Genomic DNA, 20,908 nt, shown 5'->3' on the forward strand with positions numbered 1-20,908 from the left:
GTTTTACGAGTGGGCTTTGCTGGAGGCCTTGCCTGTCGTCCTCACACGCTAGCCCTGTCATTCACACCGCAGCCCTGTCATTCACATCAGGCTCTCCTCGAAGGGAAACTGCGACAACACTTGCGTGCCTGTCTCGGTGATCAGTATCTGCTGCTCCAGCTTCACGCCATCCTGACCGCCGTCTTCGCCGATGAAGCTCTCCACACAGAGTGTCATGCCGGGTTGAATCTCGCCGTCGTATCCCGCCTGTTCGAATTCCGTCTGGTGATAGAGGTAGGGGTATTCGCCCGTCATGCCCACGCCGTGTGCCGAGACATAATAGCGGTTGGCGAAATAGCGCTCCGGGATCGACCATGCGCGTTGTGCATAGTCTCGAAAGCTCATCCCCGGGCGCAGGATATCGATGTTGTACTCGACCTGTTCACGCGCAGTGCGGTAAAGCTCACGCTGTCTGGGTGAAGGTGCCCGTGGCCCCACATGGAAGGTGCGCGAGAAATCGGCGTAGTAGCCATGACAGCCCACGACATCGGTATCCAGCGCGACCAGTTCATTGGCAGCGATGCGCTTTTCGCTGGTTTCCTGAAACCATGGATTGCTGTGCTGGCCGGAGTTGAGCAGGCGTGTCTCGAAGTACTCGCCGCCGCCGGCGATCACCGCCTGGTGAAGAATCGACCATAGCTGGTTCTCGCTCATGCCCGGTCGCAACGCATCACGAAGCGCGCCAACGCCCAGTTCTGTGCAGGCTAGCGACGCCTGGATACAGACGAGTTCCTGGGGTGTCTTGATGGCGCGTGCCCGTTCCAGTGCGCCTTGCGCATCCGCCAGTTCCAGCCCATTGGCCAGCAGGCCCTGAATGATACCGGCGGACAGGCGCTCCGTACCGATACGCGCGCCGCGGCCTGTCAGCGAGATGACCAACTCACTCTCGCTCAACATCACGCAATCTGCTGCCAGTCAGCGGCTTGGCGAGGCTGAACGACGTCTCGGAGTCTCGCTGGTCAGAAAGGAGGGAAGGGCTTTGATGCTGACGCCGGCGGGCGCCACCATCGCCAAGGCCGCCACGACAACGGCCCCCATGCTGCAGGCTGCGGAATCCGATGCGATCTGGCAGGGCAAGCTCAGCCGCAATCGGGTCAGGGTTGCCTGGTCACATTTCGATCCTTCCCGGCTCGCCAGCAGGTTATTGACGACCGGACGTGAGATGCAGCCGTGCGTGAATGTCGAATTGGTGCGTGTCGCGAGCGAGGCACCGACAAGCGCGTTGAATGGCCAGTCGGCGGACCTGATGCTGGCTCCGGGAGAAGGGCATGGCCCGCGCCTCACCGCGCTGACCAGCATGACGCTATGTCAGGACCGCCTGGTTGCCGTCGTGAAACGGGATTCCGCCCTGGCCGGCAAGGCCGTCATGACGCCCGAAGACTTCGATGGAGAACGCTTTCTCACCTATGATCTGCGCCCGGAACCCGGCTGGGAATATGAGACCTTCTTTGCGCGCGGGCAGCGCTTCCCCTCTCAGGTATCGCGGGTGGAATCCACGGAACTCATCTGCCAACTGATCGCCAGCGGTCAGGGGACCTCGATATTGCCTGCCCTGTGCGTGGACCTATCCGCCTGGCGCGCTCAGCTGTGCATCGTCGAGCTGGATGTCGCCCCCATCACCTTTCCCTGGAAGATTCACATCATGCCCGGCCAAGAGACGGAAGCCTCACTGGCGTTTGTCCTTGCAGAAGCCATCGTCGCTGACATGGCCACGATCTCATGAGAGATGAGAGGTGAGAGGTGAGAGATGAGGGCTGCTGGCTGGGCCTCGTCAAGTCAGATTGATTTCATTACGACCAATCGTGTTTCCCTGGATGACACGGACTATGGAGCGCCCATGAAAATAGAACAATTACTGGTCCTGGAAAATGATTGCGACAAACTGATCATTCTTTTGAATGACTGTGTCGAGAGTGGTGCCTCCATCGGATTCATTGCTCCACTGGAGGCGGGTGAGGCAGAGAGTTACTGGCGGGGCGTTGCCAGTGATATTGCCGAGGGGTATCACGGTTTGTGGGTAGTGCGTGACGGGGAGTTCATCGTGGGGGCCGTTCAGCTACGTTTCTGTGCCAAGAAGAATGGCCGTCATAGAGCGGAAGTTGAAAAACTCATGGTCCATACGGCATTTCGTCAGCGTGGTATTGCGCGCCAACTGATGATGGAAATAGAGCAACAGGAAAAAGCCTACCAATGTACGCTACTGGTTTTGGACACCCGCAGCGATGACACGGCCTCGCTGCTATACCGCAATGCGGGTTATCAAGAGGCTGGCAGGATTCCACAATACGCCAAGAGTTCTGCGGGAGATCTTGATGGCACCACCTTCTTTTACAAGATCATATGAGTCCTGGTGCTCTGTCATTCATGCAGCGAATGATGATGCATCCTGGTATTCACTGTGTGCATCAATGCTGTAGGCAGGCTCCTACCAGTTCCTCACCTCAGCCCCGCTGTTGTTCTGAATGCAAAAGGCTGCCCATGGCAGCCTTTTGTGTATTCGGAGTCTTGGTGGATTCGTTCTCAGTGCAGCTGACGTGACACTAAAGCCTTCAGGCGCGGCCGATGTGCTCGCGCAGGTGCTCACGATAGGCCTGGGTGTAGGCGGCGATATCCGGGTTCTTGATCACATCAGTGGCCAGGTAGGTCGGCAGGGCCGTCATGCCGAGGAATTCCATCGCCTTGTGCACCGGGAAATAGACGCCATCGATGCCCTTGCCCTCGAAGAAGTTGCCTTCTTCATCAAAGGCCTCAAGTGGCGCGTTCCAGGTCAGTGACAGCAGGTATTGGCGGCCCTGCATCAAGCCACCAGTGCCGTAGCCCTGGGTCGGGCTGGTGCGATGACGTCCATCGCTGGCGTACAGCGAGCCGTGGCCCTCAGTCAGGATGTCATCGAGATATTGCTTCACGGTCCACGGCAGCCCCATCCACCAACCGGGCATCTGATAGATGATCATGTCCGCCCCCAGCTGCTTCTCGATTTCCGCCTTGGCCTCGAAGCCTTCCTCGATGACGGTTTCACACACCTCATGACCCAGCTCGGCCAGCTCACCGCGCGCCAGCTCATGCAGCGTCGCGTTCAGCTCACCATTGGAATGGGCAAAGGCCTTGCCGCCGTTGATCAGCAGGATGTTCATGTCGCGTGCTCCGAAAGCAGGGGTTATCCATCAATGGAGCGCAGCATGTAAGCTATCGACCAACGGATAAAGCGGCATGGGTGTAAAACACCTTTGCTGTGGGTGCAACAATTCCGTGAGATTGAGGATGAAAATGCAATAGGCCCAGCCATCATGACTGGGCCTATTGGTGTTATCTGCATCCTGTACCTGCAGTAAATCCTGTACCTGCAGTGAACCCTGGGGCTGGGTTTCAAGCGCGAATCGTGCTGCGAGGGGCTAGCGCAGGTATGTGGTTCCTTACGAGGTAGCCGTCTGCCGTGCCTTCTTCAGCTTGCGTTGCTCGATGAGGTGATAGGCGGCCGGCAGCACGAATAGTGATAGCAAGGGGGCACTGATCATTCCGCCGACCATGGGCGCGGCAATGCGGCTCATGACTTCACTGCCGGTGCCACTGTCGAGCAGGATGGGCAGTAGTCCGGCGATGATCACGGCGACCGTCATGGCCTTGGGACGGACTCGCTGAACGGCACCTTCCTGAATGGCGGCCAGCAATCCTGTGTGGTCATCCTCGCCACGGGCCTGATGCTCTACCCAGGCATTCTTGAGATAGAGCAACATGATGACCCCGAATTCGGCGGCGACACCGGCCAGCGCCACGAATCCGACTCCGGTGGCGACCGACAGGTTGTAGCCCAGCAGGTACAGGCACCACACTCCGCCGGTCAGCGCGAAGGGCAGGGTGATCATGATCAGTGCCGCTTCCGTGAAGCGAGAGAAGCACAGATACAGGAGCACGAAGATGATCAGCAGCGTCGTGGGGACTACCAGTATCAGACGGGCATTCGCGCGCTCCATATACTCGAATTGCCCGGAATACCCGACGCTGATGCCAGCAGGTAGCGTGATCTCCTCGCGGATGGTGGACTGCAGGTCATGAACCACTGACGAGAGATCACGATCACGCACATCGATGAACACCCAGCTGGAGAGGCGTGCATTCTCGCTTTTCAACATGGGAGGCCCTTCACTGACGCCTATCTTCGCGACGGATCCCAGAGTGATCTGGCGGCCTTGTGGTGTCAGGATCGGCAGTTGCTCAAGGCGCGTGAGCGAGTCACGCCACTCGCGCGGATAGCGCACGCTTATCGGATAGCGTGCCAGTCCTTCGATGGTTTCACCGATATTCTCCCCACCGATGGCGCTGGCCACGATGGACTGCACATCCGCGATATTGAGCCCGAACTGTGCGGCGCGAGCACGATCGATGTCGATATCGATATAGCGTCCACCTGTCATTCGCTCAGCCAGCGAGGAGCTGACGCCAGGTACTGTCTTGGCCACTTTCTCGATGTTCTGGGCGACCCTGTCGATGACGGCCAGATCATCTCCCACCACCTTGATGCCGATGGGGCTCTTGACGCCGGTGGCCAGCATGTCGATGCGGTTGCGGATAGGCGGAATCCAGATGTTGGTCAGCCCGGGCACCTGCACCACGCGGTCCAGCTCATCGCGCAACTTGTCGGGCGTCATGCCTTCGCGCCATTGATCACGAGGCGTGAACTGGATGGTGGTCTCGAACATCGCCAACGGCGCAGGGTCGGTCGCGGTATCCGCACGACCCGCCTTGCCAAAGACATGAGCCACTTCTGGCACGGTCTTGATCAGACGATTGGTCTGTTGCAGCAGTTCACTGGCCTTCTGTACCGATAGACCGGGCAATGCCGAAGGCATGTACAGCAGGTCTCCCTCATCCAGAGGCGGCAGGAATTCACCGCCCAGTTTGGACAGCGGCCACGCCATGCTGACAAAGAGCAGGACAGCAATGAGGAGCGTCATCCGTGGCCAGCGCAGGACGGCATCGAGCGCGGGGCGATACAGTCCGATCAACCCGCGATTGAGCGGATTGCGTGCTTCATCAGGAATATTCCCGCGGATCCAATATCCCATCAGTACCGGCACCAGCGTGATGGAGAGTCCGGCAGCCGTGGCCATGGCGTATGTCTTGGTGAACGCCAGTGGGCCAAAAAGTCGTCCCTCCTGCGCCTGTAGCGTGAAGATGGGGATGAAGGACAGCGTGATGATCAGCAGGCTGAAGAATAGTGCTGGCCCAACCTCGGTGGCTGCTGCCGTGATCACCTCGCGATGTGCCACGCCCTTGAGTACCTCGCCGGGATGTTCCCGGTGCCATTCCTCGATCTTCTTGTGTGCGTTCTCGATCATCACCACGGCAGCATCGACCATCGCGCCAATGGCAATGGCGATGCCGCCCAATGACATGATGTTGGCGTTGATTCCTTGCTGATGCATCACGATGAACGACACCAGTACGCCCACCGGCAGTGAGATGATGGCGACCATCGATGAACGTAGGTGCCATAGAAAGAGAGCACAGATCAGTGCGACGACCAGAAACTCTTCCAGCAATTTGATGCCTAGATTGTTCACCGCGCGATCAATCAGCTTGCTGCGATCGTAGGTTGTCACGATCTCGACACCTTCCGGCAGGCTGGCTTTGAGCGTTTCCAGCTTGTCCTTAACGGCGGTGATGGTGGCGCGTGCATTCTTGCCACTGCGCAAGACGATGACTCCGCCGACCACCTCACCTTCGCCATCAAGCTCCGCAATACCTCGTCGCATCTCGGGGCCGCGCTGAATGTCGGCAACCTCGCCCAGCAATATCGGAACGCCATCCGCAGCAAGCGTTATCGGTATCGACTTGAAGTCATTCAGGGTCTTCAAGTACCCCGAGGCGCGCACCATGAATTCACGTTCAGCGAGCGTCAATAACGCACCGCCCGTTTCCTGATTGGCACGGGTGATGGCATCCGTCACCTGACGCTGGGTAATGCCACGATTGATCATGCGTATTGGATCGAGTTGCACTTGATACTGCTGAATCATGCCACCGAGGCTTGCCACTTCCGCGACATTGGCCAGCGTCTTGAGCTCGAACTTGAGAAACCAGTCCTGTAACGAGCGTAGTTTGGCCAGGTCATGCTGACCGCTGCGATCGACGAGTGCGTACTGATAGATCCAGCCAACGCCCGTGGCATCAGGGCCCAGCGACGGACTCACGCCTGCTGGAAGCTGTCCCTGCATCTGGCTCAAGTATTCCAGCACCCGCGAGCGTGCCCAGTAGAGATCCGTCTCATCCTCGAACAGGACATAGACGTAGCTATCACCGAAGAAGGAGTAGCCACGCACCGTCTTGGCGCCAGGCACGGAGAGCATCGTGGTCGTGAGGGGGTAGGTGACCTGATTCTCGACGATCTGCGGCGCCTGCCCTGCATAGGGTGTCCGGATGATGACCTGCACATCGGAAAGGTCGGGTAGCGCATCGATCGGCGTATTCTTGACCGACCACATGCCCCAGCCCACGGCAAAGAGTGTGGCCAATACCACTAGAAAGCGGTTCGCCATTGACCAACGAATGACAGCCGTGATCATGGTGCCACCTCCTGGGTGTCATTCATGCTAACGGGGGCAATCTGGGTAATCTCGAGTCCATCCTCTGTCTGATGAACCGCGAAGTTGACGCGACTACCGATCTTGAGAGCCTGCATGAGTGCTCGAGTGTCACCAGTGGCGTTTTGTAACTCAGTGGAGAGCGGGAAGCGCATGGTCATGCCTGGCATGCCAAGCGTGCGCAAGGGGCCATGCGCGATCTGGACACCGTCAGCATTGATATCGCGAATCTCTCCGCGCGCCTCGTGCTCACTGTCAGCTGGTGTAGTGGCGACGTCGTTGAGCGTAGTGACGTCGATACCCAGCAGACTGGCTTCAGAATCCAGCAGGAATTGTCCGGAGGTGATGACCTTCTGACCCTCCTGTAGACCGGCCACGATCTCGGTACGCTCGCCACTTTCCACGCCGATCAATACTTCCTGTGGTTGATAGCGACCTTTCTCGAGCGCCAGCATCACCAGACTACGCTTACCGGTCTTGATGACGGCCTCGGTGGGCACTGACAGTACGGCCTGACGAGATTTTCCCTGTAGACGTACCCGAGCACTCATGCCAGGGCGCAAGGCGCCGGAGGGATTATCAAGCTCAATACGCACGCGCAGACTACGACTGTCCTTGGAAAGCTCTGGCAGGATGGCATCGATACGTCCTGTGATCGGTTGACCGGGGAGAGCCGTCAGAGCAGCATCGACTGCCTGGCCTGCTACCAGGCCGTGAGCATCAGCCTCGGGTACTGCGGCTTCAAGCCATACCGTCTGCAAGCCATTGATCGTGGCAAGTGTCTGCCCGGTGGCAAGCGTCATGCCTTCGCGCACATCGAGGGTGCTCAGCATCCCCGCCGTCGGCACCGTGACTGTCCATACCGGCTGAACGCTTGCCTGGTGCACTACCTTGGCAATCAGTGCCGGCGGCATGCCGACAAGACGCATGCGCTGGCGCGCCGCCTCCATAAGTGCCGGCACCTTCATGCCTCGTAGCGCGAGATACTCTTCCTGGGCACGGATCCACTCCGGAATCAGAAGATCGGCCAGCGGTGCATCTTGCGCCAGGATATCTGACGGTGCACGAGCATAGACACGCTCAACGAATCCCTCGCGGCGCGCTTGAATGATGGACACATTACGCTCGTTGAACCCCACCTGTCCGGTCACGTCCATCGGCTGTGTCAGAGGACCGCGCGTGACGGAGGCTGTCCGTGTGCCGAGATTTTGCGTGATGCTGCCATCAATGCTGATGGCGGCCGAATCGCCGCCGCCTCCGGCATAGCGAGGTACCAACTGCATGTCCATGAAGGGGGATTTCCCCGGCTCAGGGAAATGCTGTTGAGGAAACATCGGGTCGTACCAATAGAGAGCGGCTTTCTCCTCAGATTCCTGTGGCATGCCAAGCGCCGTCTCGCTGGACATGTCGGAGGCCTTTCCGGCTTGCTCCATTTCTTTGCTGTCTGTCATGGCACTGGGGGAGGCCAGCGTATGGCTCGCGAGCCAATATCCGCCGGCGATACCTATGGCGAGCGTCATACCCACGAGTAGGCATGTCTTGCCCGAAAGACTTTTTCGCTTTGGGTGTGAAGAGGAATCATGTTGCTTGGGCGACATCATGAGGCCACCTCCCGCGATAGTTTGACGAAGGTGAAATACAGACGAGCGCTGACAAGAGCCCGCTGTACGCGTGACTCTATCAAGGCGAGATGAGCGTCTAGCCGGTCACGGCGTGCCGCGATGACTCCCTCAAGGGTGCCGTTGCCTGCACGATAGGCGGCCATCTGCAATGTCACCTTTTCTTCTGCGAGGGGGAGCAAGATGTCCTGATGGCGGGTCACCGACTGCACGAGACGCTGATAGCGTGCGGTATCTTCTTCGAGTTCACGGATATGGTGACGCAGGGCAACCTCACGCTCAGCCTCGAGCTCGGTATGCCGAGCTCGCGCGGCGGCGATAAGCGGGTCTTGGCGATCGCCACTGAAAAGCGGCAGGTCCATGCTGAACTGCACGCTCATCATGTCGCCAAACTCTCGTCCACGCCGGTGATAGTCGAGCTCCCAACTCCAGTCGGGAGTCTTGGCCGCTAGTGCCGTATCGATGCGCGCCTCGGTTTGCGCCAACTGTGATCCATAGATCGTGAGCTCAGGATGATGCTCGAGGTGTTGTTTCAGAGTCGGCGTCGGGATAGACCAATCAGGTAGGGAGCCTTGCAACGCCTCATCAGCATGAGCGCCAATGTAGCGACGCAGGCGCGCGCGCTGCTCCTGTCCTGTTTCAATCAGCACATCACGTTGCTCGTCCAGCAGGGCGGCTTCAATTCGCGGGGCAATATCGTCAGCAGGCCCTCCCTGGCCGGAGGACAAGCGTGCGCGTATGGCACTGGCAAGGAGGGTGTTCTCGTCATATAGCGCGGGAAACAGGGCAAGTTTCTGCTCCGTGGCCCGTGCCGAGATCCAGGCAACAGCGGTATCACGACGTACCTTGATCAGCGCGATCTGTTGTTCGATAGCGGCCTTTTGAATATCAGCGTCAGCAAGCGCTTCGCGTGCTGCGCGTTTGTCACGACTCGTGACTTGCTGTTTGTAACCGATCGTTTGACTGGTCATGCGCTCAGAATTCAATGAGCCACGTTCATCACCGCTGATTGGCACATTCTGCAGTCCCAGTTTCAGCTCTGGGTCGGGGAGCTCACCGGCAGGAAGCGCCGTCTGACGTGCTGCTTCATGACCTGCTCGCCGAGCAGCGAGGACTGGCGCGTTGCGCTCAGCCAATAGAAGGGCATCATTCAGCGTCAAGGCACTTGCCGTGCTGGAGAGGCTCAGGGCGAGGGCTGCCGTGACAGTCGTCATGAAGACGGTTGTCAGGGAGGCCACGCCAAAGCGTGAATACTTCATGAGAGGTTGGATTCCAGTGCATATGCCTGGCGTCATTCAACGCGCAAGCCAAAGACACCGCACGTTGCATGGACCCAGGGTCAGCAACGGACAGCACTCATATCACGACACGGGAATCAGGCGCGGGGAGGGCGCCACACATTGGAAGGGCTACGTGACAGAATGAACTCGTGACGAGCTGTCACTGAGGTTCGCAACACGGCCAGAGAGGCCGGTTTGATCGCGACGGCACTGGTAATGCCACAGGCGTGGCAGTCCATGGAGGCACCACAGATCTCTGCGTGTCCGGAGGTCGATGTCTGGCAGCACTGCATGGCCATGAAGCACAGGGTACTGCTGGCTGACATCGCTTGAGAGGCTGATGGCGCTGGCATGTCGGAGCTTGCTGAGACATCAAGGGACGCATCATCTCCCATCATGATCAAGGAGGCCGGCGCTTCCCCTCTGACGACGCCCAGAATATTTGCAGACGATGAAGCATCTGCCATCCCACTTAAGGGAAGCATCAGCCCGAACAGAGCGATCAGGCAATAGATGATCAAGGATTGGGTGCGTTGGATCATGGTGAAACAAGTGTATGGGTTTCTTGGTAGGTTCTCAATCGCTGCGCTAACGGTGCCCGCTTGTCAGCACAGCGATGATGACCACCGGGTAGCCTGCATGTGTGAGAGCTACCAGTGCCATGAGGATAAAGGTGTAAAGCGCTTACCCAGCGGGGCTCAAGATTCGAATGTCGCCATCGGCGATCCAGTCGCCGGCATTGTCACGAAAGCGCTGCATGTGCTCGGTCTCACGGTGGGCCTGCAGCGCTTCGTGAGATTCCCAGGCTTCTACCACGGTGATGGTGTCGGGGCGTGGTTCGTTGTCCTTGCTGGCAACACGTTCTGAATCCAGGCACGGGTGGTACGCGTGGCAGCCGTCTTCCTCGCGAACCGTCGGCGAGACGGCGCACAGTTCATTGAAGACATCTTGCCCACGACCTTCCTTGGCGGTGATGGTAGCGATGACCCAGATCATGAAAGCTCCTTGAGGCGGTGATGGCCGCCATTCACAGGTGTAGAGAGTAAGACGTGACGGTGTGTGACTGTCCTTTCCAATGTGGTGCCGTTTCAGCCCACTGCAAGGCCGAGCGACAGAAGTGCACGCAGGTGTTGGTGTCATGGAAAGATGAAAACGCCGGACAGCGTGACTGTCCGGCGTCGGTGCTGCAATCATGCGATGTGCGCGGAGGAATCAGGCAGGGAAGGCGAACTGAGCCCCTTCACGCAGGCCCGCTGATGGCCAGCGCTGGGTGATGGTCTTGCGACGGGTGTAGAAGCGCACACCGTCCGGGCCGTAGGCGGAGAGATCCCCGAACAGCGAGCGCTTCCAGCCACCGAAGCTGTGGTAGGCCACCGGCACCGGCAGTGGCACATTGATGCCGACCATGCCGACCTGGATATGATCACTGAAATAGCGGGCGGCTTCGCCATCGCGAGTATAGATACAGGTGCCGTTGCCATATTCGTGATCATTGATCAGCTTCATGGCCGCATCCATCGATTCGGCACGCATCACCAGGAGCACCGGACCGAAGATCTCTTCCTGGTAGCAGGTCATGTCCGAGGTGACACCATCGATCAGGGTGCCACCGACGAAGAAGCCGTTCTCGCCGCCGGCGACCTGCGGATTGCGCCCATCGACGACGATGGTGGCACCTTGCTGCTCGGCACTGTCGATGTAACCGACCACCTTGTCGCGATGCGCGCCGGTGATCAGCGGGCCGAAGTCGTTATCCTTGTTGCTGTAGACACCAACCTTGAGGCCTTCCATCTGCTGCTTCATCTGAGCGATCAGTTTGTCGGCGGCGTCGTCACCGACAGCGACGGCGACAGACAGCGCCATGCAGCGCTCACCGGAGGAACCGAAGGCGGCCCCGTTCAGTGAGTTGGCGACGTATTCCATGTCAGCATCCGGCATGACGATAGCGTGGTTCTTGGCCCCGCCGAGGGCCTGGCAGCGCTTGCCATTGGCCGCGGCACGCCCATAGATGTACTCGGCGATCGGCGTGGAGCCCACGAAACTGACCGCCTGGATGCGCGGGTCATCCAGCAGGGTGTCGACGGCTTCCTTGTCACCATTGACGACGTTCATGACGCCGGGCGGCAGGCCCGCTTCCATCAGCAGTTCGGCAATGAACAGCGTTGAGGTCGGATCACGCTCGGACGGCTTGAGGATGAAGGTATTGCCGCAGGCGATGGCCATCGGATACATCCACAGCGGCACCATAGCGGGGAAGTTGAAGGGGGTGATGCCGGCAACGACGCCCAGCGGCTGGAATTCGCTCCAGGAGTCGATGCCCGGCCCCGTATTGCGGCTGTGCTCGCCCTTGAGCAGTTCCGGCGCGCCGCAGGCATATTCGACATTCTCGATGCCGCGCTGCAGCTCGCCCAACGCATCGTGACAGATCTTGCCGTGCTCCTGCCCGATCAGACGGGCGATCTCATCGGCGTGTTCTTCCAGCAGCTGCTTGAAGCGGAACATCACGCGCGCGCGCTTGATGGGCGGAGTATTGCGCCAGGCCGGGAAGGCGGCTTCGGCGGCAGCGATGGCTTCTTCCACGGTTGACTTGCTGGCCAGGCGAACCTGACCGCCGACCTCACCGGTAGAAGGATTGAAGATATCCTGGGTGCGACCTTCGCTGTGATCGATATTGCCGTTGATGAGGTGACCGAGCGTTTTCATTGTTAACTCCAATAAGTCAATAGGCGGTGGCGATGAGTGTTCGGAATCGATGAACGAGTGAGAAAGATGGCTCAGTCCTGTGCTGCAAAGGCATCGCCGAGTGCATTGATCAATCGATCGAGCTCATCGTGTTCCGTAATGAAAGGCAGCCCCAGTTGGATGGTATCGCCGCCGTAACGTACATAGAACCCGGCTTTCCAGCAGTGCATCGCAATCTCATAAGGTCGGCGCGCCGGTTCGCCGGGATAGGCCTCGACCTGTAGAGCGCCTGCCAGACCGTAATTGCGTATGTCGCTGATATAGCGTGTGCCCTTGAGTTCGTGCAGCTTCTGCTCGAACACCGGGCTCAAGTCACGCACGCGCGAGATGAGCTGGTCATTCTCGAGAATATCCAGCGAGGCGAGCGCTGCGGCACACGCGACAGGATGGCCGGAATAGGTGTAACCGTGGGGCAGTTCCATCATGTAGTCAGGGCCACCGGTATCCATGAAGGTCTGATAGATATCGCTCTTGACGATGACCGCGCCCAACGGCACTGCGCCGTTGGTGATCTGCTTGGCGACATTCATGATGTCCGGCGTTACGCCGAACTCTTCGGCGCCAGTCATGGAGCCCATGCGTCCAAAGCCTGTGATGACTTCATCGAAGATCAACAGAATATCGTGTTGATCGCACAGCTCACGCAGGCGTTTGAGATAGCCGACCGGTGGTGGCAACACGCCAGCAGAGCCTGCCATCGGCTCGACGATCACCGCCGCAATGTTGGACGCATCGTGTAGCGCGATCAGTTCCAGCAGCTCATCGGCGCGTTCGGCACCGGTCTGAGGCATGCCACGCGTGAAGACGTTTTCCTTGAGCAGAGTGTGTGGCAGGTGATCGGCATCGATCCCCTGGCCATATAGCGCACGATTGGCACCGATGCCGCCGACGCTGAAGCCGCCGAAGTTGACGCCATGGTAGCCCTTGCTACGGCCGATCAGCTTGGTCTTGGTCGCTTTGCCTTTCTTGCGCCAGTAAGCGCGGGCGATCTTGAGCGAGGTGTCAGCACTTTCGGAACCGGAGCCGGTGAAGAAGACGTGATCCAATCCGTCGGGCATCAGCTGTGTAAGGCGGTGGGCCAGCTCAAACGCCTTGGGATGACCGTATTGGAAGGAGGGAGCATAGTCGAGCTGATGCAATTGCTGAGAGACAGCCTCGGCGATTTCCGGTCGGCAATGGCCTGCACCGGTCGTCCACATGCCCGACAGGCCATCGAAGATCTGACGCCCATGAGAGTCAGTGAAGTAGGCTCCCTGCGCCTTGGTGATGATGCGCGGGTCCTTTTTGAACTGTCGATTGGCCGTGTAGGGCATCCAGTAGGCATCGAGCTGTGCCTGGCTCAGGCCTGCCTGAGCGGCTGCCGAGGTGTCGAAGGCTGTCATGTGGTCTCCACGGAGTGTCGTGTTGTTGTTGAGGACTTCACCATGAACTCAGATTAGAAGGAGGATCTGATAAGGTAAATCCAGTTGTACTGATGTTCAGGAAAGCATTTACTTAACTTTATCCATGGCAGGCATGAGGCGCGTTTCTTGATCACCACGGCCGCTGCGACGACCTACGACACCATGAACGGGGGAGCGAATGGCCAGACGCGACGAGGGCATGCGAGGACAGCTGGGAGATGCTGATCTGCGATTGCTGAGAATCTTTCGCAAGGTGGTGGAGTGCGGTGGCTTTTCGGCGGCCGAGATTGAACTCAACATCAGTCGTGCCGCCATCAGCATGGCGATGAGCGATCTGGAAACCCGTCTGGGGCTCAAGCTGTGTCAGCGTGGGCGCAGTGGCTTCTCCCTGACCAATGAAGGGCGCGAGGTGCATGAAGCGGCGATGCAGATGCTGGCGGCAGCGGAGGGCTTTCGCACGCGCATCAATGGTCTGCACGCCTGGCTCAAGGGCGAGCTGAACATCGGCATCACCGACAACCTCGTCACCATGCCCGAAATGCACATCACACATGCCCTGAGCGCCCTGAAACGCCATGGGCCGGAAGTGATGATCAACATTCGCATGATTCCCCCCAACGAGATCGAGCGCGCCGTGCTGGATGGCCGTCTGCATACCGGCGTGATCCCCACGCTCAAGACGTTGCCGGGGCTTGAGTATCGGCGGCTCTACGAGGAGACCTCCTGTCTTTACTGTGCACGCGGCCATGCTCTGTTTCGAGAGCCCGCGCAGGGAGAGACGCTGGCGCGGGGGCGTCCCGTGGGCGAAGAGGCCATACGCCAGCACGACGCGGTACTGCCGGCCTATGCGCAGACGCCCGTCATCAAGGCCCTGCATGAACCGCTCAAGGCCGCCGCGTCTGCCACTGATCGTGAGGGCATCGCCTTCCTGATTCTTTCCGGCAGCTATCTGGGCTACCTGCCCACGCACTATGCCGAGCGCTGGGTCCGTGATGGCAAGATGCAAGCCATCAGCCCCGTGGCCTATTCCTATGTCACCTATTACAGCGCCATCACGCGCAAGAGTCGCGCGCCCAATCTGGTGCTGGAGCGTTATCTGAAAGAATTGGATGCGTTGCGTCCTACTGCTCTTTCATGAACGTCTTCAGAAGTGCTGTCACGAGTGTGTCAAGCAGTGCCGTTACGACGTACTGTCGTGGCGTGCTGTCGTGAGTGTTGCGTGGGGAGGTACATGATCCACCCAGTCGAGGCCATAGATAGGCTGCAGCCAAGCCCGATGTAGCGGGTCGTTGATCGATTGGGCTTGAAAACGTATGTATTTCCAGCGTCCTTCCAGGGTCAACTCCCATTGCTCCCCCAGCCCCGGGGCCTCCAGCGAAACCAACTCGAAGCCGTCACCGTCATCGCGCTGCACCATTGCCTTCCATTGCACGGCCTCCTGCGCCGTGACGCGAATGACATGGTGGTCTATCTGCGTTTGCTCGAGTATCACAAGCGGCGTGTCTGCCAGTAGCACACCGGTACTGGCGTAGAAGCGATTGCTCTTCACGCTGCGCAGGATATCGGCTTCATTCAAGGCCGCCTCGACCATGATGAAGCCCAGCGGAGCATAGTTCTCGTAGACATAATGCTCGCGATAGAACTCGTCATTACCTGCAAATCCGGCGCAGCGAACCCCCTCGCAGAGCAGGTCATCCCAGCATGGCTCTCCCATATGAGGGAAATAGGGGATGGCACCTGCGTTCTCTTCCAGCATTGAGAGGCCGTTGTAGACTTCCAGTCCCATGATGTCGAGCTCTGCCAGGCGATGGCAGGGATTGAGCAATGCCTGCTTGAGACACGACCATTCCCCTCCCTCACGAGGAAAGGTGGTCTCGAAGAAGTTGGGATGGGCGCAGATCGATACGCCTCCCACTTGGCCCATGCTCAGTACGTGTAGAAAGCGCGCATGCAGACCTGCGAAATAGCCATTGAGATACGCGCCATCATCGATGTTGTTGTTCTGGATCTCACGACCAGAAATTACCACGAAGTCGTCACGTTGCTCGCCCCGTGAGAACAGCTCGATATTGTTCAGATAGGGATGTACCGAGGTGCAGACAAAATCAAAGCAGAAGGGCTCAGCTTGTGAGCGCTGAATTACAGCGTCGTGATCCAATCCATGAATTCTGTCCACGGCGATGCTGTCGTCACATGGTTCCACGGTATGCACATGAATATTTCCCTTGAGCCATCGGGTCTTTCGGGATGGATCCTTCTGCGAGGGGGCATAAGGGTTGTGCACCGGTGGCTTGTGGACCATAGGCTTTTGAACCTGGAGCTGGTGGTCACGATCGGGAACGCGGGCAGCATTGGTGCAGGAAGTGAGAGCCATGCGTGTTGTCCTTTTCACGACGGGTGGCATGAAAGCCGCAAATCATCGATGGCGAGAGATCAGGGCGATATACCTCAACCCTCACTCTGTCGTCTGCCGCTGAGCCTTTCTCCTCACATTATTGAGGCGAGGTGTGGAGTCTTCGGCAAGTTAAAATGACCTCTGGAAAACGCACTGTTTCTTGGCGAGAGCAAAGCCCAAGGCAGCATAGAATTGCTTGGCGACATCACGGGTTTCATTGGTGCGAACGCGCAAGGTCACGTGTTCGGTGGCAGCCCATGTCTTGGCTTGCTCAGCCAGTGCCCGTCCTGTGCCCTGCAAACGAGCATTCTCGGCGACGGACAAGCCCAGTATCTCGATGAAATCGGCCGAGGCGGCACGGAAGGCGTGTTGCGCATGCAGCCAGCCAATCACATTGCCATTCTGCTCTGCCACCCAGATGCGATCATGAGCGGATGAGAACAACTGCTCAAGGCGTCGAAGGATCAACGCATCATCCTCATGGGGAAGGTAACCCAGCGCGGAGGCGACATGTGCTATCCCTCTGGCGTCCTGAAGTCTGGCAAGGCGAATCTTCATGGATAGCGTCCTTCATGAGTAACGTCCCGCTCGTGTCTCACGATAATGCAGGCTATGTCTTGAATGCAGGATGAGGGGCAACCCGTCGCTCGTCAGGCCGTCGTTCACAAGGGTGTTGCTCTCAAGGTCATCGCGACGCGTCTGGATGCTTCACTCATCGTCATAATGAATGATCGACAGCAGTTGAATGGGCACGTCATTCAATTTCTCCGGGCCATGCGGAACACCGGCATCAAAGGCCAGGCTATCGCCGGGCCCCATGTCATAGAACTTGTCGCCATGACGATAGGTCAGGTGACCGGAGAGGAGATAGATGAACTCATGCCCGGCGTGACAGAAGTTCGGGAAGACTTCGCTGGCATCATCCATCGTGATCAGGAAAGGCTCATAGAGCTTCTTCGGTCCTTGTTTGTAACTTAGCAATTGATAGGCGTGGCCCACTTCGGTACCCGTACGGACCACCTGCATCCCCTGGCCCGCCTTTGTGAGCTGGGCGCCGCGCCCATTGACGTCGTAATCGCTGAACAGTTTCGAGATGGGCAGACTCAGCGCATTGCACAGTTTATTCAGGGTATCGAGGCTGGTGGAGACCTGGGCATTTTCCACCTTGCTGATCATGCCTTGGCTGACACCGGCAATACGCGAGACATCGGAAATCTTGTAACCCTGAGAGACACGTTGTTGCTTGAGTGCCCGCGCGATGTGCTGTTCAAGCCCCAGGCGAGTCTCATCGGCGGCCGCCGTGATGGTCTCTTTCGGCGCGGACTGCTCCGCAGCCGTGGGCTGTGTGTCAGGTGGCGATATGTCCTGCGCTGATGACTCGGAAGACGCGGAAGGTTTTCGCGGCATGGGAGGCTCCTGGATGTCTGACGTGGCATGGGTCGTGATGCGCCTGCCATGTGCTTGATATGCACGTTCTGAGGGTGACAGTAACAAGTTTGTGTCAAACCCACACGCCTCCCCGGATGAGACCCGAGGAGGCGTGTGATGGTGCGGCCTTGAGACGTTTTACTCGGTTCAGCCGCGTGCCAGTCGCTTGGCTTTCTCCGGATCATCAAAGGGGAGGGAATGACTGATGGCGGAGAGACTGGTCTCACCGTCAGTGTCGGTCTTGAGTGTCAGCGGAGTGCCATGTTCGGCGTAGCCGGGCGCTAGACGTGCCAATGCCATGGAGCGACCACTCAGACGGGAATACATGCCCTGGGTGATCACACCCACACACTTGCCGTCGGCGTAGACCTGGTCACCGATCTGCGCGACCTGCTTCGAGTCGAGCAGCACTCCGTAGACCTTGACGCGCTCCTTGCCCTGGAGTGCGAAGTGATCACTGGCACCGCGGAATTCGGTCTTGCCTGGCGAGACGGTGAAGTCCAGCCCCAATTCCCACAGGGTATCGCCCGCGGGTTGGTCAGCGTACGGATAGGTTTCAGAGTTGTCGGCCGGATAGAACAGCAGATGGCTTTCGACCCGCAGCCAATCAAGCGTGCCGAAGCTGCACGGTTTGATGCCCATCTCGGCGCCATCCTCGAGGATCTGTTCCCACAGAGAGGGGGCATCCTTGGCCTTGCAGAAGATCTCGTAGCCACGCTCACCGGTGTAGCCGGTCCGCGAGATCATCACGTGGTGGCCGAACAGCTGGGTCTGTAGGTGATGGAAATAGCGCAGTTCACGAATCTCGGGAATGTGGCGCTCCAGGAAGTCCACGGCCAGCGGGCCCTGCAGCGACATGTCGTGCATATCGTCATCAAAGGTCAGGCTGACGGCACGACCCAGCGCCGTCTTTGCCAGCATCTCGTTGGCGGTGCCGGTGCCATGCACGAACAGGTAGGAGTTGGGGGCCAGGCAATAGACGATACAGTCATCGACGAACTTGCCGGCTTCATTGAGCACACTGGCATACACCGACTTGCCCGGGTAGAGCTTGGACATGTCGCGGGTGGTGACGTAATCCAATACCGCCTGGGCATGTGGGCCAGCACAGTGAATCTTCTTGAGGCCCGAGACATCCATCAACCCTGCACGGGTGCGGATGGTTTCATGATCGTCGGCTGTGTCTGACACCGCGTAATTCCAGGCGGTGCCCATGCCATTCCAGTCTTCAAGCTCCGCGCCCAGCGCGCGGTGTTGTTCGGCCAGTGCCGAGATGCGCCATGAATTCGCCATGCGTCTCTTTCTCCTGTGAGTCGTTGCCTAGCGTAAGTGGGGCTATCTGATCCCGTCCCTGCATAGCTTGCGAGAAGCTCAACGCCGGGAGGGAAATGTTGTTGTTTTCTGGCATGTTGCTTCGCGCCGCTTCATAGCCTTCAGCGCTATCCAGTGCTATTTCCTCCCGCTCCATTGCCTCTCGCGCTGCATTATTTGGCCCTCTATCAATTCTTGAAGGGAAAAAAACATTCCTATCGGTTAAGCAAGGGGCTTGCCAACTTTCAAAATGTGGTGGTGCTGGCGGGTCTCAATCATCGGTGAGTGAGTCCGCTGGCTCAATGAAGGCCGCTTGGGGAGAGAGTTTGCGAAGTGGTGCATCGTGGCGGTGCGTTATCTGGCAGTCATGCACGCCAATGGCGCACATTTGTCGCGAACGTGTCGGTATTGGTCGGCTAATGCCGTGATGATGGAGAGAGTTTGGTGATGATTTAAATTAATTTATCATATTTTACAGCGGCTTAGGTGTTGCGTTCGAGGCGTGTAACGCAAGATTGGCACGCTGCGTGCTTTTCTCTCAGGGAAATAAAGTTGACCATCAGGAATCACAACAACACGTTTCGTCCGCTGTCTTCACTGTCCTCTTCACTGTCAGAGTGACCCACAGGAATCAGATTCCGGGTTGCGACCGACACCCTGAGTGAAGGGTCCAGCGAGACGACACCCCGGTCCGCTCTCAAAGGAACTCCGATGTCTCCCGAAAATGCGCAACAGTTCATCAAGGATCACGACATTCGCTACCTGCTGGCGCAATTCGTTGATATTCATGGTGCCGCCAAGACAAAATCCGTTCCAGCCAACTGTCTGATGGACGTGGTCGAGAAGGGAGCAGGTTTTGCAGGTTTTGCCGTCAGTGGCCTGGGCATGTCGCCGGAAGGCCCCGACTTCATGGCCCGCGGCGATCTTGCCTCGCTGTCGCTGGTACCGTGGCAGCCAGGCTATGCCCGCATGGCTTGCGATGGCTACGTCAACGGTGAGCCGTTCGCCAATGACAGTCGTGTCGTGCTGCTCAAGCAACTGGAGCGCATGAAGGACAAGGGATGGACGCTGAACACCGGGCTCGAACCTGAGTTTTCGCTGTTCCGCCGCGGTGAGAGCGGCCAGCTCTTGCCGGTGGATGAGAGCGATACTCTTGCCAAGCCTTGTTATGACTACAAGGGATTGTCGCGCTCGCGGGAGTTTCTCGAGCGGCTGGTGGAATCCCTGCAGGCGGTGGACTTCGACATCTATCAAATCGATCACGAAGACGCCAACGGCCAGTTCGAGATCAATTACACCTACAGCGATGCGCTGACTTCGGCTGACCGTTTCACCTTCGTGCGCATGGCGGCCGGTGAAATCGCCAATGATCTGGGCATGGTGTGCTCCTTCATGCCCAAGCCGCTGGCAGATCGCCCTGGCAACGGCATGCACTTCCACCTGTCTGTCTGTGATGACAGCGGTCGCAATCTGTTCGCGGACGATTCCGACGTACAGGGCATGGGGTTGTCGTCATTGGCGTATCACTTCATGGCGGGTCTGCTGGCTCACGCCCCAGCGCTGTGTGCCTTTGCGGCACCGACCGTCAATTCCTACAAGCGTCTCGTCGGCGGTGGCAGCACCAGTGGCGCGACCTGGGCGCCCGTCTTCATTGCCTACGGTGACAACAACCGTTCCGCCATGGTGCGTGTGCCCTATGGCCGCCTTGAATTCCGCTTGCCTGATGCCGGCTGCAACCCCTACCTCGTCCACGCCGCCATCATCGCGGCAGGGCTGGATGGCGTGGCGCGAAAACTTGATCCGGGCACGGCTCATAACATCAACCTGTATTCCCTGACCCCGAGCGAGTGCGTGGAGAAGGGCATCGAGAAGTTGCCCCAGAACCTCTCGCTGGCCATCGATGCGCTGGAAGCGGACAGCATCCTGCGCGAAAGCCTGGGGGAAGGCATCTGCGAGGAATTCATGCGCCTCAAGCGTGATGAGTGGCAGGAATACAACGCTCAGGTCAGTGACTGGGAAGTCCGTCGCTACGCCGAATTCTTCTAGAGGCCGATGACTGTCGAGGTCATCTTGTGGCGGTGACGCCATTCTTTTTGATGCGCAGGGGCCG

17 protein-coding genes are annotated in these 20,908 nt (G+C 58.5%); 4 read left to right on the plus strand and 13 right to left on the minus strand.

Annotated features, from left to right (window positions below):
* Positions 1-81 precede the first annotated feature (81 nt).
* A complete protein-coding gene (locus tag GQR90_RS07205) occupies positions 82-936 on the minus strand; it encodes a M24 family metallopeptidase (protein ID WP_158773502.1) in 855 nt (284 codons plus the stop codon).
* On the opposite strand from GQR90_RS07205, the gene GQR90_RS07210 reads away from it, so the two are divergent.
* Together GQR90_RS07210 and GQR90_RS07215 are read left to right on the plus strand one after the other, a co-directional pair.
* Positions 911-1,762: a LysR family transcriptional regulator gene (locus GQR90_RS07210; protein ID WP_158773503.1), complete on the plus strand. Its 852-nt coding sequence runs from the start codon at positions 911-913 to the stop codon at positions 1,760-1,762. The two genes, GQR90_RS07205 and GQR90_RS07210, sit on opposite strands and share 26 nt — an antisense overlap.
* Before the next feature lie 114 nt (positions 1,763-1,876).
* Complete coding sequence (locus GQR90_RS07215) at positions 1,877-2,383, plus strand: GNAT family N-acetyltransferase (RefSeq protein ID WP_158773504.1); 507 nt, start codon at positions 1,877-1,879, stop codon at positions 2,381-2,383.
* Between the two features lie 205 nt (positions 2,384-2,588).
* On the opposite strand, the gene GQR90_RS07220 is transcribed toward GQR90_RS07215, so the two are convergent.
* The 8 genes from GQR90_RS07220 to GQR90_RS07255 all read right to left on the minus strand — a co-directional run bounded on the left by GQR90_RS07220 (position 2,589) and on the right by GQR90_RS07255 (position 13,643).
* Positions 2,589-3,173, minus strand: a complete 585-nt coding sequence (locus GQR90_RS07220) for an NAD(P)H-dependent oxidoreductase (RefSeq protein WP_158773505.1) — start codon at positions 3,171-3,173, stop codon at positions 2,589-2,591.
* 279 nt (positions 3,174-3,452) lie between these two features.
* Positions 3,453-6,602: an efflux RND transporter permease subunit gene (locus tag GQR90_RS07225; RefSeq protein ID WP_158773506.1), complete on the minus strand. Its 3,150-nt coding sequence runs from the start codon at positions 6,600-6,602 to the stop codon at positions 3,453-3,455.
* Positions 6,599-8,221, minus strand: coding sequence for an efflux RND transporter periplasmic adaptor subunit (locus tag GQR90_RS07230; RefSeq protein ID WP_199269484.1), 1,623 nt, complete (start codon positions 8,219-8,221; stop codon positions 6,599-6,601). The genes GQR90_RS07225 and GQR90_RS07230 overlap by 4 nt, the downstream gene beginning before the upstream one ends.
* Positions 8,218-9,498 (minus strand): TolC family protein, encoded by a 1,281-nt coding sequence (locus GQR90_RS07235; protein ID WP_199269485.1) that lies wholly within the window; start codon positions 9,496-9,498, stop codon positions 8,218-8,220. The genes GQR90_RS07230 and GQR90_RS07235 overlap by 4 nt, the downstream gene beginning before the upstream one ends.
* Before the next feature lie 116 nt (positions 9,499-9,614).
* Positions 9,615-10,061: a hypothetical protein gene (locus tag GQR90_RS07240; RefSeq protein WP_158773507.1), complete on the minus strand. Its 447-nt coding sequence runs from the start codon at positions 10,059-10,061 to the stop codon at positions 9,615-9,617.
* A gap of 142 nt (positions 10,062-10,203) precedes the next feature.
* A complete protein-coding gene (locus tag GQR90_RS07245) occupies positions 10,204-10,515 on the minus strand; it encodes a putative quinol monooxygenase (RefSeq protein WP_158773508.1) in 312 nt (103 codons plus the stop codon).
* Between the two features lie 216 nt (positions 10,516-10,731).
* Positions 10,732-12,222, minus strand: coding sequence for a CoA-acylating methylmalonate-semialdehyde dehydrogenase (locus GQR90_RS07250; protein WP_158773509.1), 1,491 nt, complete (start codon positions 12,220-12,222; stop codon positions 10,732-10,734).
* Positions 12,223-12,293: 71 nt separating this feature from the next.
* Complete coding sequence (locus GQR90_RS07255; RefSeq protein WP_158773510.1) at positions 12,294-13,643, minus strand: aspartate aminotransferase family protein; 1,350 nt, start codon at positions 13,641-13,643, stop codon at positions 12,294-12,296.
* 199 nt (positions 13,644-13,842) lie between these two features.
* Between GQR90_RS07255 and GQR90_RS07260 the strand changes: the two genes are divergently transcribed.
* Positions 13,843-14,802 (plus strand): LysR family transcriptional regulator, encoded by a 960-nt coding sequence (locus tag GQR90_RS07260; RefSeq protein ID WP_158773511.1) that lies wholly within the window; start codon positions 13,843-13,845, stop codon positions 14,800-14,802.
* 42 nt (positions 14,803-14,844) lie between these two features.
* On the opposite strand, the gene GQR90_RS07265 is transcribed toward GQR90_RS07260, so the two are convergent.
* The 4 genes from GQR90_RS07265 to GQR90_RS07280 all read right to left on the minus strand — a co-directional run bounded on the left by GQR90_RS07265 (position 14,845) and on the right by GQR90_RS07280 (position 18,780).
* The gene (locus tag GQR90_RS07265) at positions 14,845-15,876 is read right to left on the minus strand and encodes a hypothetical protein (protein WP_158773512.1); all 1,032 of its coding nucleotides are present in this window, start codon (positions 15,874-15,876) and stop codon (positions 14,845-14,847) included.
* 312 nt (positions 15,877-16,188) lie between these two features.
* A complete protein-coding gene (locus GQR90_RS07270) occupies positions 16,189-16,617 on the minus strand; it encodes a GNAT family N-acetyltransferase (RefSeq protein WP_158773513.1) in 429 nt (142 codons plus the stop codon).
* Positions 16,618-16,767: 150 nt separating this feature from the next.
* Entirely contained in the window at positions 16,768-17,466 is a 699-nt protein-coding gene (locus tag GQR90_RS07275) for a helix-turn-helix domain-containing protein (RefSeq protein WP_158773514.1), read from the minus strand.
* 168 nt (positions 17,467-17,634) lie between these two features.
* Positions 17,635-18,780, minus strand: coding sequence for an aminomethyltransferase family protein (locus tag GQR90_RS07280; protein ID WP_158773515.1), 1,146 nt, complete (start codon positions 18,778-18,780; stop codon positions 17,635-17,637).
* A gap of 729 nt (positions 18,781-19,509) precedes the next feature.
* On the opposite strand from GQR90_RS07280, the gene glnT reads away from it, so the two are divergent.
* Positions 19,510-20,844 carry a type III glutamate--ammonia ligase gene (glnT, locus tag GQR90_RS07285; protein ID WP_158773516.1) on the plus strand — a complete coding sequence of 445 codons (1,335 nt, stop codon included), beginning with the start codon at positions 19,510-19,512 and terminating at the stop codon, positions 20,842-20,844.
* Positions 20,845-20,908 lie beyond the last annotated feature (64 nt).

It is taken from the genome of Cobetia sp. L2A1, assembly GCF_009796845.1.
In the GTDB taxonomy this organism is placed as follows: domain Bacteria; phylum Pseudomonadota; class Gammaproteobacteria; order Pseudomonadales; family Halomonadaceae; genus Cobetia.